Genomic DNA, 13,579 nt, shown 5'->3' with positions numbered 1-13,579 from the left:
GGAACCGCCGCCGGGGCCTGGGAGGGCCGTCATAGGGAAACGCCGGACCCCACGCTGCCTGCCGCGGTCGCACAAGGAGGGCATCTGTGCTCTCCTACGGGCCGAAGGGCAGTGTCGATGCACGCCACTATCGAGGCGAAGCCCAAGCCGCCGGCCGGGATCTGCGGAGTCGCGCAACTACAGGCTGGCGATCTGGTTCAAAACCGCGTTGACCGTATTCACCGTGCCGTCGTGGCTGTCGCCGGCGGCTATCACCTGTTGATAGAAAGTCCGGTCGCTGATCGGCAGATGTACGACTGAGAGCCGGATGTCAGCCAGGTCACCGGCTACCTCGTCGTTGCTTACGACATTTTGGAACCCAAGGTTGTCCAGCACAATGTGAACATTGTTCTTGAGCTGCTCGATATCCGCAAATATCTCAGCGAGTTCTATTTGACGTGTGCGGATCTCCAAGTCTGCCATCATGCACCTCCGGCCCACATTTTTCCGGTCCCGGAAACCTCTGAACAGTGTTCACCAGCTTGAGCGGCCATGACCGCCATTAGTACCTCGTCTACTGTCATAATTCGACGGTCGAGGCTGGGGCGATGTCGCGAAAACCTCACCTGTGAGGTACGAACCTTGTTCCAGCATGCTCCTTGCGCCTTGCCGACGCGACCGGAGCGAGCAGGCGCTGAACCGGAATTGGGTCACCGCCCATCTCGCGTGGTCCCGGGCAGGGGAGATGGGCGGCTTCCCCGCCCGGGCCATCGTCACGGAGCCGAGACGCTCCTCGTGCCAGGGCGCTGGGCTATTCGGGCCCGAAGGCGGCCGTGACAGCGTTCAGTGGATCACCGTCACAGCCACGACAAGCACCTGGTCGACGCGCTGCCTGGCAGACCAGACCTGAGCAGCAGCACTCGTGCACCTGTCATGCAGGGGGCTTCTGCAGCCAGTCTGCTTCGGTGGTCCAGAACATGTGGCGTGCACCGAGGTAGTTGTGGGCGAAGTCCGTGAACCGTTCGCGGGTGTACGGCTTGCCGGTCTTGGGGTCCTTGGCGTTGATGTCGGGTTCCTGGACGGCCATCGCGACGAGGGGGAGGGCATCCTTGTACTCGTGGAGGAACTTGTAGGAGTTCTCCATCTGGTACTTCCGGTCCGGCAGGGTGTCCGGTCCTCCGATGCCGATCTTCTTGTCCCTGGCGAGGTCGAACATCTCCTTCATGCGCTTGTGGTCGTCGTCATCCGGCAGGAAGTTGATGTACTGGATGAACTGCGTCTTGGTGAAGACCTTCTTGCCGTGGCGCATGTTGTCGATCTCGGCATCGATGTAGGCCTTCGAGGTGTACTTGGTCCGATCGTTCTTGGTGTCCACCTCGACCGCGGTCTCCGGAAGGTTCACCCCGGCGAGCTTGCCGTCGAACTTCTGCGCCATCGCCTTCAGCATGGCCTGGAAGTCTGCTCGCACTTGAGTGTTCCACTGCGCGACCATGGCCCCATGGGTGGTGGGGTTGTCAGGGTTCTCGTCGACCGTCGGCGCGACCCCGCCCTCGTCCTTCACATACTGGGGAACGTTGGCGTCCTTCATGGCCACATCGAAGAACCGGTCCTGAACCTGGACGAACAGTTTCTTGTGGCGTTCCTGGAGATACTTCAGGGCATTGTCCAGCCGCGACCACTTGTACTCCCCCTTCTTCCCCTCAAGGGCCTTCCAGGGCGCCACCACCTGTACGCCGCCGATGTCCGTACGGTCAATCATTGCCTTGACCTTCGGGTCCTCGCCGGACGTGGCATCCTCGAATGCGCCGAGCGACATGTACAGATTGTCCGTCACCTTGCCGTGGGACACCGAGGAGGCGGCCCTGCCGGAGGCGGGATCCGCGGCGGCGGCCCCGACGGTGGCTGTCAAGGCCACAGCAGTGAGGACAACAGATCCGACTGCACCACGTTGCATCATCATGAACGCGACGCTAGGGAAACATTCTCAACGAAAAGTAAGAGCATCCGCCGCCCTCCCGGCGCCAGCCCTCACCGTCACCCAGCCGGACAGTCCGTTACGAAGTGGCGGTTTCCTCTCGTCCTACCTCTGCCCCTCCATGGGGCGTGCGGGAGGCGAGCAACCCCTTGGTGCTCGTTTCTGTCGTTCCGGCCATGGGGTGTGTAGACCGGCCGAAGACGTAAGGCGGATATGGTGTGGGTGGCGGTGATTCACTGCGGTCGTGCGAGCGGGGTGGGTCTGTGTGTTGTTGGTCGCCGGTGCTGTTGGTGTCGGTAGGGCTTCGGTTGCGGATCTGTTGGGGGGTTTTCTCTTTGCCTGGTTCGGGCGCTGCCATGAAGCCGATGACGGTCCCGGAGCTTGGGGGTGTCAGGGCATGAGGAGCAGTCGTGTGTTGGGTACGAGTTTGCGGTTGGTGCTGGTGCTCTGCACGAAGATGGTGAAGTCGTCGTTGTGGTCCGGCTTGACGCGGACCTCGGTGTCCGGCAGACCGAGCAGGGCCCGGGCCTCGGGCCCCGCGTACACCCGGTTGGTCTTCCTCTCCAGTACCGCGATCTGCTTCTTCGCCTGGATCTTCTCCGGCTTGCTCAGCTGATAGAACGCGCCCCCCTGTGCGGTAGGTGTGTCCGCTTTCGACGACCCGGTCCCGGATGGCAGTGTCGCGGGTTACCGGGATCAGCTGGTGCTCCGACGGATTCACCGGGGTGAGGCCGGCCGCCTTGATGGTGTGCTTGTTGACCGCCTCCGCACCGGTGGAGAACACCGCTCGCGATCCCCGGATGCCCTGGGTGCGGCCCACCATGAATTTTTCGGTGGCCTGCCGGATGACCTGCCCGGCCTCCTCCAGCCCCCGTGTGCTGGTGGCGTCCCAGATGGCGATGTTGTCCTTCGGGAAACCGCATTGCATGGCCTCGCGCCTGCCCATCTGGTCCGGTACGAGGACGGCCAGCGTCTAGTTGTCGTCCTGTGTGGCGATCATCTCGGCCACGGCCCCGGCCAGTTGGCGCGGGTCCCCGGCGGGGGCGTCCGGGCAGCGGGTGCTTGCGTTCTCCTGCCTGTCGGGGAGCCTGAACGTCAGGAAGCTGTGGTCGCCGTACAGTTGGGCCGTCTGCGCCGGCTCCCGCTGCGACTTCAGTGCGGCCGCCAGCAGAGCTGTCATCCCACCGACCCGATACAACTGCTCCAGTGACGGCATCTGCAGCACATCCTTGTCATAGATGACGCACTCCACCGTGTCGGCAAAGACATACACCGTGACACGGGTCTCCTGGTCCAACTCCCTTGAGCGGCGGGCGAGGTGGGCGATCTGCTGGTCGGCGACTTCGACGACCTTGCGGCTCAGGTGCGACATGGACGAACTGGCGTCCAGCACGAGAGCGACGTGATTGATGTAGTTCTGGCGTCCGGACATGACGGCTCCCCCTTCTTTCCGACTCGGCGCTCCTACCGTCTCACCCACCACTGACAGTCGATCTTGGTCCGCGGCCCTGGATGAAGGGCCTGCCGGGGCAGGTGTGGAGCGGGAGCGTACCGGGGCTGTTGCGCGCCGGTGTTGCTGTGCCGGGCATGGTGTTCGGCCTGGATGCCGGCGGCGATGTTCAGCCGGGCTCGTTGCCGAAGCGGTTGCTGCCGTCGGCCGGGAAGCCGCTGTTTGTGCTCGTGGGTTCCGGGCGCTGTGCGTGTTGGGTGTGTTGGTGCGGGTCGGGGTGGTTCGGGGAGGGGCTGCGTCGGTTTTGCGGTAGGCCCGGTAGCTGCTCGACAGGCGTGTTGGTGTCGGGTTCCTGTCGCTTGTAGGGGTGTAGCAGCTGCTTGTGCGCGCCGGTGCGGGTGACCGTGTCCGTCGTCCGGGTACGGGGTGTGCTCCTGTGCGGTTTGACTCTCACATCGATGTCAGTGTTTAGCGTGCGGACGACGAGCTGCCAGGGGGCAGTCCGCAGAAAGGAAGCGATGATGTCCGGGGACTCGACAGCTGTGGTGCTCGGTGGTGGCGGGCTTGCCGGTATCGGCTGGACCACCGGGGTGCTCGCGGCACTTGAGGAGCAGGGGGTGCTCCGGCTGGGTTCCGTCGGTGCCGTGATCGGTACGTCGGCGGGCGCTGCGGTGGCGGCCGCCGTGCTCCAGGCCGGATCGGCTGGTGCCGAGTTCGGCAGGATCGTGCGCAAGTCGCTGCGCAACGATGAACTCGCCCCGGTGCCGGCACCGGCCGAGGTGCTCCGCGACGTTTTGGCCGTGCACCACAGCGAGGACTCTCCAGCGGTGAAGGCCGGGCGCTTCATCCAGTTGTCCCGGCAGCATTCAGGAACTCACCCGTCCCTCCGCCGTGCAGCCGTCGCGGGGAGGGTGATGGGTGATACCTGGCCGAGTGATCGTCTGCAGGTCACCGCCGTACGCGCCGACGGGAGTCTTGCCGTCTTCACCAGCACGTCGGGTGTCGGTCTTGTGGATGCGCTCACCGCGAGCTGCGCGGTTCCGGGGTTATGGCCGGTGGTCAGTATCGGGGGAGAGGACTACATCGACGGCGGTACGTTCTCCCTGACCCATGCCGAGCTCGCCCGGGCGTACGGTCGGGTGGTCGTGCTCCGGCCCGTGCCTGAGTTTCCCCAGTACTTGACCGAGGAGCGTCGGGAGGTTTTGGAGCGTGCTGTGCTGGTCGAGCCGTCCGGACGCGCCCGCGCGGGCTTCGGCCCGGACTCTTTCGACCCGGATGTACGGGGTGTGGCCGCGGTCCTCGGTTACGAGGACGGTCTCATGGCAGCTCCCTCGCTCATGTGACCGCTGCCGGCCTTTCGCAGTCCGTGCTGAGCCGCGAGGCCGGGGGCCGGGCATGCCGCACCACGTGAATCAGCTGGCAGTCGCCCTGGTCGGTTGTGTGTGTCTGTAGATGTTGTTCCGTGATGGTGGTGGGGGTTGTCTCGTGGGGCCAGGAACGAGGTTGGGTGGCCGGGGTCCCGGTCCGGCGAGCTGGTGGTCGGGTAGGGTCGGTTGTGTCGGTCCGGGGTCCAGGCCCGGCTCGGCACCGCCGCTGCCCTCCTCGCCGACTGCCGCCGCGCCGGGGCCGCTTTCGGCCGTGCCCGCAACATCTTCACCGTCACCGAAAGCGTCCCGTGGTCCCGGTGGCTCGGCTTCTACGGCACCGCGGACCTCCACTCCCTCCACTCTCTCCACGGCAAGTCCTTGCGCCGTACTGCGCTGGTTACCGGGAGTCCCTTTCTGGAGTCCCCGGTGCTATGCCCAGTCGAGTCCGGGTTCGGTGGGGGCGGTGGGTTGGTGTTCATCGGCCGGTCGCGGCGGTTTTTCTGGTCGGACGGCCGGATGCTGACTTCGTTGTGATGTCACTTTGAGGGGAACACACGTGTGAGTGTGCGGGGTGGCGTCAGCGTGTTGGGCGGCAGCCGAATTGAGTTCGGTGCGTAGCCAGCTGAGCTGGCTGTTTATCGTGCTGGAGTAGGGATCTCAGCTGTCGTGGGGTGACTAAACCGCTGTCATGGGGTGAGGGTTCGGCCTAGCACACCAGGGGCGTGGCTGACGTGAGGATGAACATTCCTGTGTTCGTGATCAGGACAGGGGTGTGTGCTGGCGGGTATGAGTGCTGAGCCGTTGCCCGTGTCGTTTTCGCCGTCGTTGGATCGGCCGGCTGCCGTGTCGGGGGCGCGGGAGCGGGTCTTGACGCGGTTGGTGGTGGTGCGTCGTCTTCTCGCGCTGGATGAGGCAGGGACGCTTCAGACGGTGCATGTCCGTATCGCTGCTCAGACGGCGGGGGTCAACGTGCGGACGGTATGGCGTTGGCTGGCTGTGGCGAGGGAGTCGGGCCGTATTGAACCGGCCGCGCGGCGTGGGGCGTTCATGCTGACTGATGCGTTGTGGGCCCGGCTGGGGGAGCTGGGCGGGAACGTGAAGGCATTGCACCGCTGGATGGCCGGGCATGCCGATGAGGTGCTTCCTGCTCTGGGCCGGGACAGGCTGCCGTCGTTGTCGACGCTGCACCACGCAGCGAACCGGGAACGGCGCGCGGGGCGTGTCCTTGACCTTGCTCGTCCCGACTATGCCCGGGTGGATCCGGCCGCCTATGACCGGGCATTGGCCGAACTGGCACTGCCGGGCACGGTCGACGAGGCCGGCGAGGCGACCGCCGATCCCGCCCCGAAGGACGGTGCCGACAGCGTTGATCCGGCCGGCACGTCACCGTTCACCGGCGGCGTGCGCCTGTACGTGCCGGGCGCGCACGTCGTTTCCACGCGGCAGCTCGGCCAGGTCACCGAGGCGATCGCGCACACCATCGCTGCGCGGGGGACCGTGTGCGTGTACGGGGATCCCGGGCATGGCAAGACGGTTGCGGTGCATCAGGCGCTGCGCCTGTTGCCGCGCCGTATCCCGGTACGCCATGCAGTGGTGTCGGTGAAGCCGGCGCTGCCGCAGCTGCGGGCCGTGCTGCTGACCGCGTTCGGTTTGCCCGCCACGGCGTTGACGAACCGCACGGATGCCGCCGACCGCGCGCTGCTTGAGGCATTCCAGACCCCGGGTGCGCTGGTCATCGACGACGTGCAGCGCATAGCCGCGCCAGAACTGGACTACCTGCGCCTGCTCGCCGATGCTCCCACCACCCAGACCTCCCTCATCCTCTGTGGTGCGGGCGCGGAGCGTACCCTCGCGCGTGCTCCCGCTCTGGCCTCCCGGGTGCTGACCTGGCAGCAGGTGCCTCGCCTGGACGGGGATCAGGTCCCTGCCGTGCTGCGCCTGTTCCACCCGTTGTGGGATGCCGCGACGAACGCCGACCTGCTGCACGCCGATGCCACCCGGGCGAAGGGGAATTTCCGTACCTGGGCGAAGATCACTTCCCACACGTACGCGGCCTTGGCCCGTCACCCCGAGACCGCGGTGGATCGCGAGCTGCTGTCTGGGGCCTGTTCCCGCCTCGGCCCCACCTCCTGACCACACCCCTCCCACGGGCAGGCCCCTCTTCATGGACTTGTGCACCCCCGGCATCACCGCTCCCGCCCCGGCTTCCCTGACGGAACCCGCCCTGGACCCCGCCTCGTTGACCGCGCTTCGGGCCCCGGCCGTACGCCGCCTGCTCGCCCTGCGCACCCAGCGTCGGCTCACCCGCGCCCATGTCCACACCACCGCTCAGTGCCTGAACGTCTCGGAGCGCACCGTGTGGCGTTGGTTGGCGGACGCGACCACCATGCCTGAGAGCACCGCGTATCCGGGAGCGCGCCGTGCCGACCGGTTCGAGATCACACCCGAGATTCGGGTGCTGTTGGCGTACTGGCACGGCAACGCCTCCGCGGTCCACCGCGAACTCCTCGCCCACGCCAAGGCCGCCGCCGATACCGAGCTGTCCGAGGAGAGCGGCACCTCCACGACCATCGTCTCCGTCACACCGCAGCCCACCGCCTCCGTTCCAGGCGGCGCCCCGCCTGCGGCCGTGCCGCTGCTGGACCCCGTGCCGTCGCTGCCGACGTTCCTGCGCGCAGTGCGCAGGGATCTCACGCCGGGGGAGCGGGCCGGCTACCGTCACGGTCCCGAGGCCGCCCGCGCATGCGATGTGTTCGCCAAGCGTGGCCGTACCTGGCGTAATCACGTCTGGGAGGCCGATCACGTTCAGGCCCCGCTGCGTGTGGATGCCGACGGTGACCTCGTCCCGCCGTACGTCACGTGGTTCATCGACTGCGCGAGCAAGGCCATCGCCGGCCTCGCCGTCACCCCAGGCACACCCACCCGTGCCTCGATCCTGGCCGCGCTGCGCTCCGCGGTCCTGCGCACCGACCCTTACGGTCCCGTCGGCGGTCTGCCCGAGCACGTCAGGTTCGACCGCGGCCGCGACTTCCTCTCCCGCACTGTCTCCACCGCACTCACCGCGCTGGACGCGGACATCACCGTCCTGCCGCCCTACAGCCCCCACCTGAAGGGCAGCATCGAGAACCTCAACCACTGCGCCACCGTCATGCTGTTCGCGGCCATGCCCGGATACGCCCCGAAGAAGCCGCGCCGCCGTCCCGACCGCCGCCCGCAAACGGCCCCGCCGATGTCGTTTACGGCGTTCACCAACGAGCTGCTGACCTGGGCGCAGTGGTGGAACACCGAGCACCGCCCCGCCGAACTGCACGGCGCGACCCCGCTCGAAGCGTGGCAGGCCGATCCGACCCCGCTCAACGACATTCCTGCCGAGGATGTGTGGTCGTTCACGCTCGAGGACGACGGCCGCACTCGCACCATCACCAGCCACGGCGTCCGCTTCCGTAACCGGGACTACATCGCCGACTGGATGACCGGACAGGCCGGACTGAAGGTCACGGTGCGCTTCATGCCCCACCACACCCACGAGATCGAACTCTGCACACCCCAGGGCCGCCACCTGGGCACCGCCCACCTCGCCGACCAGGCCACCGACGAGCAACTCGCCGCGCTGCGCCGCGCCCGTACCCAGCGCGCCCGGCGCCTTCGCGACGAGGTGAAAACCGCCGAGCAACTGCGCCACACCCGCTTCGCCCCCGCCACTGAACCAGGCCAACCGCGCCGCCTGGACGCCACGACCAGCACCGAAGCAGCCCGCGAACTCGACCAGCACCAGCACCTCGACCTGGCCGCACTGGCGCTGCCCGACCTCATCCCACCCGCCCCGCCACCAGCCGACTGGGCCATCCCCGAGGCCCTCAAGGCACACACCCGACCCGCGGACCCAGCCGCCCCCAGCGAGGACTCCCCATGACCGGCAGCCACTTGCCACCCGCACCCACCGACCAGTACGTGGTGCTACCCGAAGCCCGCCTCGTCAGTACTCGCGCGCTGCTCACTGCCAGGGAGAACCTGGCCGACTCGATCGAGGCGCGAGCGATGATGTGCGTCCACGGCGGTGCCGGTTTCGGCAAGACCATGGCCGTCACCAGCTGCCTGCGCGAACTCGAACCGGACGAGGACATCCGCCGCATCACCTTCCACGCCCGCGCCACCACCCGCGCTGTCCGCCACGAACTGCACGCCGCCCTCGAACTGCCGGGCCAGCCCCCGCGCTACGCCAGCGAGTTCGACCACCTCCTCAAGAACGCGCTCGCCACTCATCCGCGCACCCTCGTCCTGGACGAAGCGCAGTGGCTCCAAAGCGACCAGCTGGAGTACGTCCGATACCTCTGGGACGACCCCTATACCCAGCTCGCCGTCATCTTCGTCGGCGGCGAGGGCTGCCACGCCGCGCTGCGCAAGGAACCGATGCTGTCCTCCCGGATCTTCATCTGGCAGCGCTTCACCCGCCTCACTGGTGACGAGGTGTTGGAGGCCATCCCGCTCTACCACCCGATCTGGGCCGACGCAGACCCGGACGACATCACCTTCGCCGACAGGCACGCCGCCCATGGGAACTTCCGTAACTGGTCCCGCCTGACCGCCCATACCCAGACGGCCATGGAACGCACCGGCCGGGCCCGCGTCGACCAAGAAGTACTGCGCTGGGCCTTCAGCCGCCTTGGCTCGGGCGCATAGGCCCGTCTGCCCCGCCCACGCCGTTCTCCAAGCGCATCGCCTGCCCATATGCCAGACGGGGGACCGGGAGTCGTGCTGCTGCCGGCCCCACTGCCCGCCCCCAGCGCCGCTATGCCTAGCGCGTGCCGATCGCTGTCAGTTGCCAGGCCCCGTCGCTGGTTGATCGGAGAGGGTTGGACACCCGGCACTCCGCAGCCAGCCCTTTCCGCCGGAACCTACGCCCACTCTCGAAGCGCGGCCCGTTGCGGTTCGCTCAACTTGCCCCGCTGCTGGCGGGGATGACATGGAAGACCCCTGCAGGGACAGACCCGCCCTGCCCCGCCACAGGCACGGCTCCGTACTTCACACCCATTCGATGCCCAGCTTCCGTAGCGCGTCCAGTTGCTCCGCCGTGAGCTTGTCGCGTCTCGATTTGGTGTTCGATACCCAGACGCCCAGTTTCACGGTCACCGGCCCGGCCTCGCTGTCGACCGCGATCTGTTCGCTGTGGCTCCTCGGCACGGGCCGGTGGGCGCCTTCCCGCTTCACCCACTGTGCGAGGGCCGTGAGGCCGCGTTGGAATGCCTGCTGTGCCTTGCCCTTCGCCGCATGGCCGGTCGCCGGGGCGGGTGACGGTGCTTGGGGCGGCTTGATGCCCAGCATCGTCAGTCGTTGCTGTTGCTCGGGCAGGAGCCGTGCCCAGGTGCCCGGTTGTTTCTGTTGCTGCGCCCATCGTCCGAGGTCGTCGCCGTCGTAGAAGACGCCGGGCTCGATGGTCGGCAGGGTGCCGTTGGGTTCGGTTTCGGTGAGGTTGGCCAGGATGCGGTAGTGGCGTTGCCAGTCGAGTGGCCAGGGGCAGTTCCAGTCGGGGTCGATCTCTGTGAGCTGCGCTGCGCGCAGGGCGGTTCGTTCCGGGTCTTTGCCGAGGCCGTTTTTCTGGCCTTTTCGGCGGAGGTTGGCCATGTGCTGTCCGATCGGTACCTGCGTCCCGTCGGCGGGGTCGGTCCATACGGCGTCCTGGCGGGGTGCGAGGTGTCCCGTGGCCCGCCGGTACGAGCGGAGCGCGGCGAGCTTGTTTTCCCATGCTTCCTCGCCGGGCTCCCAGACCGTCCCGGCCTCGTCGAGGAGTTCCTTGCGGTGGGGGTCGAGTTCGCGGGCGCGCAGTGCCTTGCGCTGTTGGTGCACCCACCGTCCCAGGGGGAAGTCCTTGGTGACGCCGACTTCGGTCTCGGTGTCGTAGGGGACGGCATGTAGGCCGGTGATGCCGTTGTCGGCTCGCCAGCGGATGAGGGCCTGGTAGCCCTCCAGCCACACCAGGGACTCGGGCCGGATGACGCGGCAGCGGGTCAGTGCCGCGATGTCGGCGGCGCTGCGGGGGGCGGCGAAGTTGACCACGACCGAGGTGACACGGTCTGTCTCCCGCTGCGCCTGGCCATCGGGCTCCCCGCCTTCGCCGCCGCCTGTCCCTGCACCGCCGCGGTCGGGGCGGACATGGAGACGCCGGTGTTCCTTCCTGCGGGTCAGGGCGCGGGAGGCGAGCTGTTCGACGAGGCGTTCGGAGTGGGAGCGGAGGGCTTGGAGGATGTCGACGAGGGGTTGGTAGCTGGCGGAGGCGAGCATGTCCTTGGGGTCCTCGCCGGGGGCGAGGAAGACGGGGATGATGATCCGGGCGGTTTTCACGCTGCCGTCGGGGTTGGGCCGCAGGGCGCGTCCGATGTTCTGGACGATGTCGACCTGGGAGCTGCGGGAGCCGACGATGCACACTGCTTCCACCCCGCGCAGCCCGGTGATGTCGACCCCGACCCCGAGTGCTCGCACGGACGCGAGGAACGCCCGGTGCACTCGCCGGTTGTCGGCGTTGATGCCGTTGGCGAACTGGTGGATGACCTCGCGCCGGTGGGCGATGGGGTGGTCGCCGCACAGCCAGTTGGCCCAGACCCGGTCCGGGGGTACGTGACGGCTGTCCTCCAGTTCGTACAGCTCGGCGTCGATGGAGGAGGCCGGCAGCTCCTCTGCGTCGGCGAGAGCGGCCTCGGACGCCTCGGTGGCATACAGCTCGGCGGCGGTCGCCGGCAACTGCTCGGCGAACGCCTCGGCTTCCTCGACCCGCTGGTGGAAGGTCATGACGGTGTGCAGGTTCATCTGCGCCGCGTGTTCCAGCAGCGCGGCCTGGAGGAGTGCGAGCCGCCGGCCGCGCAGCGCGTCCTCGGACAGGCCCAGGATCGGGTCGGGGTCGCGGATCTCCAGCACGTCGATCTCGAACCCCGCGAGGATCGTGCGCTCCACCGCCTCTGCCAGCCCGAGGTCGAAAATCCTGGTGCCGTAGGTGCTGGAGTCGGCCTCCATCGAAGCGACCACCAGCTCTTGCCCGTCTCGGCCCCGCTGCGGCCGGGGCGAGGCGAGGATCCGCGGGGTGGCGGTGAGGTAGAGGCGGAAGTCGATGGGGATGCGGGCGTTGTCGTGGATCGCGGCCCAGGGCCGGCCGATGTCGCCGGCGGTCATGTGCCCCTCGTCCAGGATGGCGAGGTCGAATCCGTCCATCTGCTGCCCGTACAGACCTTTCCCGCCCGCCAGGGCGGCCTCTAGCGGTCCGCGTACCTTCCGCTGGCCCGACGGGTCCTCCGGGTCCTCGCGGTCCACGAGGGAGGCATACGTGGCGAACATGACCACGGGCCCCTTACCGGCCCACAGGGCGAGCCGGATCGGGTTGGTGGTGGTGCGCACCCCGAGCTGCTCCAGGACCTCGTCCTTGTCCACTGAGCAGACGGCGACCATGGGCGCGCGGTGCCCGACTCGGCGCCACGCCTGGGCGCTCTGCACGATCAGGTCCAGGGTGGGCACCATGACGAGGATCCGGCTGCCCGGGAAGCACTCCAGCGCGGACGCGGCGGCCGTGATGGTCTTTCCGGACCCGGTCGCGGACACCCCCGTGGCACGCGCCCCCTGAGGGGGCACAGACGATCTTGCAGGGAATCCTACCCATTTACGGAACGCCGATTTCTGGTCGACCTGGTGTTCCCTGAGCGGAACCAAAGACATTTCCGTACCTCCCTACACCTAATTCTCGTGGATCCTCAGGTGGCCGGGTGCGGCGTGCAGGCCGCACCCGGCGTCGCTCCGGGCCGAGCCGCCCGCCAGATGGCAGCCGCCGGGCTTTCCGTCCTTGAAGGACGGCTCGTTGTGAGGGTCGCAGGGCCCGGCCTCGCGGGTGCAGCAGCGCCTCCAGGACCCGGCGCCGCTGCGTGGTGTTCGGGTGCGTGCGCGGCAGCACGGCCTTGCGGACGAACGTCTCCAGCCGCACCAGGTCCGCCTGTTCAGGCCTCCGCACGTCCGCGACATGTACGGCCAGCTCAGCATCCTCGGCCGACCATCCGCCGCGCCGCGTCCAGCCCCGGTCCGCGATGCCCTCCAGGGCCTCGCTCACGGCCGTCACCCCGCATACCAGCCCTCTCTGAACTCTTCGCCCTTGGCGCCTGTGTACACATTGCGCTCCACGACCTCGCACTGCGCCCCAGCGACTGCTCCGGCCTCCAGCGCGGCCACCAGGTCGTCCGCCTCGCTCGCGGGCACGCCCTGCGCCTCCAGGAGCGCGAACGGCTTCAACCGGGCGTTCACGTCCGCCGTCTGGTACTGCGTCACCCGGCGCACAGAATCGCTGCTGAGCGCGGGATCTGGTCCGGTAGATTCGTGGTGACCGGTCATCTGCGGCCGTTCCTCTCAGGATTCTGAAAAATCTCCGGTGCGCTTGGAGGGTGTCTCGTGTTTTCGCCAACGGTACATGGTGCATCACCCTGATACGCCCGCTACACTAGAACCCGACACGAACGAGCACCCCCACCCCTCCTAGCCAGCCAGGCCCGCGTCAGCGGGCCCAAGTCCTGGAGGCGCAGCCGGAAGGACTATTGCGGCGAGGGAGCGCAGCGGACTCGCCGGCCCGGGTCGAAGCGAAGCGGAGACCCGGTAGCGGGGCAGAACCCCGCAGGCCTGGAAGCGCAGCGAACAGGCCATCAACCTGCTTGCGCAGCAAGCAGGTTGTGCGAGGGGCGCAGCCCCTCGCACGCGCTCCCGCGGAGCGGGAGCGCAACACCCACGCGCAGCGTGGGTGTTCGCTTGCACAGCGCGCAGCGCTGTGGGACCCGCGGCGCGGGA

8 protein-coding genes and 1 pseudogene are annotated in these 13,579 nt (G+C 67.8%); 4 read left to right on the top strand and 5 right to left on the bottom strand.

All coding sequences use genetic code 11. The annotated features are described in order from the left end of the window. Positions 1 to 177: 177 nt before the first annotated feature. From AB8735_RS00045 to AB8735_RS00035, 3 genes and pseudogenes are all read right to left on the bottom strand, one after another. On the bottom strand, positions 178 to 453 hold the full coding sequence (locus AB8735_RS00045; RefSeq protein WP_344021293.1) for a hypothetical protein: 276 nt from the start codon (positions 451 to 453) through the stop codon (positions 178 to 180). 457 nt (positions 454 to 910) lie between these two features. Continuing rightward, positions 911 to 1,894, bottom strand: coding sequence for a hypothetical protein (locus tag AB8735_RS00040; protein WP_372404120.1), 984 nt, complete (start codon positions 1,892 to 1,894; stop codon positions 911 to 913). A gap of 450 nt (positions 1,895 to 2,344) precedes the next feature. Continuing rightward, a pseudogene (locus AB8735_RS00035) lies at positions 2,345 to 3,386 on the bottom strand (VWA domain-containing protein). Positions 3,387 to 3,922: 536 nt separating this feature from the next. Here AB8735_RS00035 and AB8735_RS00030 point away from each other — a divergent pair. The 4 genes from AB8735_RS00030 (at position 3,923) to AB8735_RS00015 (ending at position 9,451) form a co-directional block, all read left to right on the top strand. Further along, positions 3,923 to 4,747: a patatin-like phospholipase family protein gene (locus tag AB8735_RS00030; RefSeq protein WP_372404119.1), complete on the top strand. Its 825-nt coding sequence runs from the start codon at positions 3,923 to 3,925 to the stop codon at positions 4,745 to 4,747. Between the two features lie 810 nt (positions 4,748 to 5,557). Then, the gene (locus AB8735_RS00025; RefSeq protein ID WP_372404117.1) at positions 5,558 to 6,904 is read left to right on the top strand and encodes an AAA family ATPase; all 1,347 of its coding nucleotides are present in this window, start codon (positions 5,558 to 5,560) and stop codon (positions 6,902 to 6,904) included. 31 nt (positions 6,905 to 6,935) lie between these two features. Beyond that, positions 6,936 to 8,684 (top strand): Mu transposase C-terminal domain-containing protein, encoded by a 1,749-nt coding sequence (locus tag AB8735_RS00020; RefSeq protein ID WP_372404116.1) that lies wholly within the window; start codon positions 6,936 to 6,938, stop codon positions 8,682 to 8,684. After that, on the top strand, positions 8,681 to 9,451 hold the full coding sequence (locus AB8735_RS00015; RefSeq protein ID WP_372404114.1) for an AAA family ATPase: 771 nt from the start codon (positions 8,681 to 8,683) through the stop codon (positions 9,449 to 9,451). Before AB8735_RS00020 ends, AB8735_RS00015 begins: the two co-directional genes overlap by 4 nt. Positions 9,452 to 9,793: 342 nt before the next feature. Here AB8735_RS00015 and AB8735_RS00010 read toward each other — a convergent pair whose 3' ends face one another. Both AB8735_RS00010 and AB8735_RS00005 read right to left on the bottom strand, forming a co-directional pair. Further along, positions 9,794 to 12,469 carry a Helicase associated domain protein gene (locus tag AB8735_RS00010; RefSeq protein WP_372404112.1) on the bottom strand — a complete coding sequence of 892 codons (2,676 nt, stop codon included), beginning with the start codon at positions 12,467 to 12,469 and terminating at the stop codon, positions 9,794 to 9,796. A gap of 390 nt (positions 12,470 to 12,859) precedes the next feature. Beyond that, entirely contained in the window at positions 12,860 to 13,069 is a 210-nt protein-coding gene (locus tag AB8735_RS00005; RefSeq protein ID WP_372404111.1) for a hypothetical protein, read from the bottom strand. Between the last annotated feature and the right edge of the window lie 510 nt (positions 13,070 to 13,579).

The sequence above is a fragment of the Streptomyces luteireticuli genome (genome assembly GCF_041519305.1).
GTDB classification, from domain to species: Bacteria; Actinomycetota; Actinomycetes; order Streptomycetales; family Streptomycetaceae; genus Streptomyces; species Streptomyces luteireticuli.
The sequence above is the reverse complement of the archived record's forward strand: the minus strand, read 5'-3'. Positions and strand labels throughout refer to the sequence as shown.

Excerpts from the sequence above, each read along its gene's own strand:
- AB8735_RS00030 (WP_372404119.1), top strand. The coding sequence starts at position 3,923 with ATGATGTCCGGGGACTCGACAGCTGTGGTGCTCGGTGGTGGCGGGCTT.
- AB8735_RS00025 (WP_372404117.1), top strand. The coding sequence starts at position 5,558 with ATGAGTGCTGAGCCGTTGCCCGTGTCGTTTTCGCCGTCGTTGGATCGG.
- AB8735_RS00020 (WP_372404116.1), top strand. The coding sequence starts at position 6,936 with ATGGACTTGTGCACCCCCGGCATCACCGCTCCCGCCCCGGCTTCCCTG.
- AB8735_RS00010 (WP_372404112.1), bottom strand. The coding sequence starts at position 12,469 with ATGTCTTTGGTTCCGCTCAGGGAACACCAGGTCGACCAGAAATCGGCG.
- AB8735_RS00015 (WP_372404114.1), top strand. The coding sequence starts at position 8,681 with ATGACCGGCAGCCACTTGCCACCCGCACCCACCGACCAGTACGTGGTG.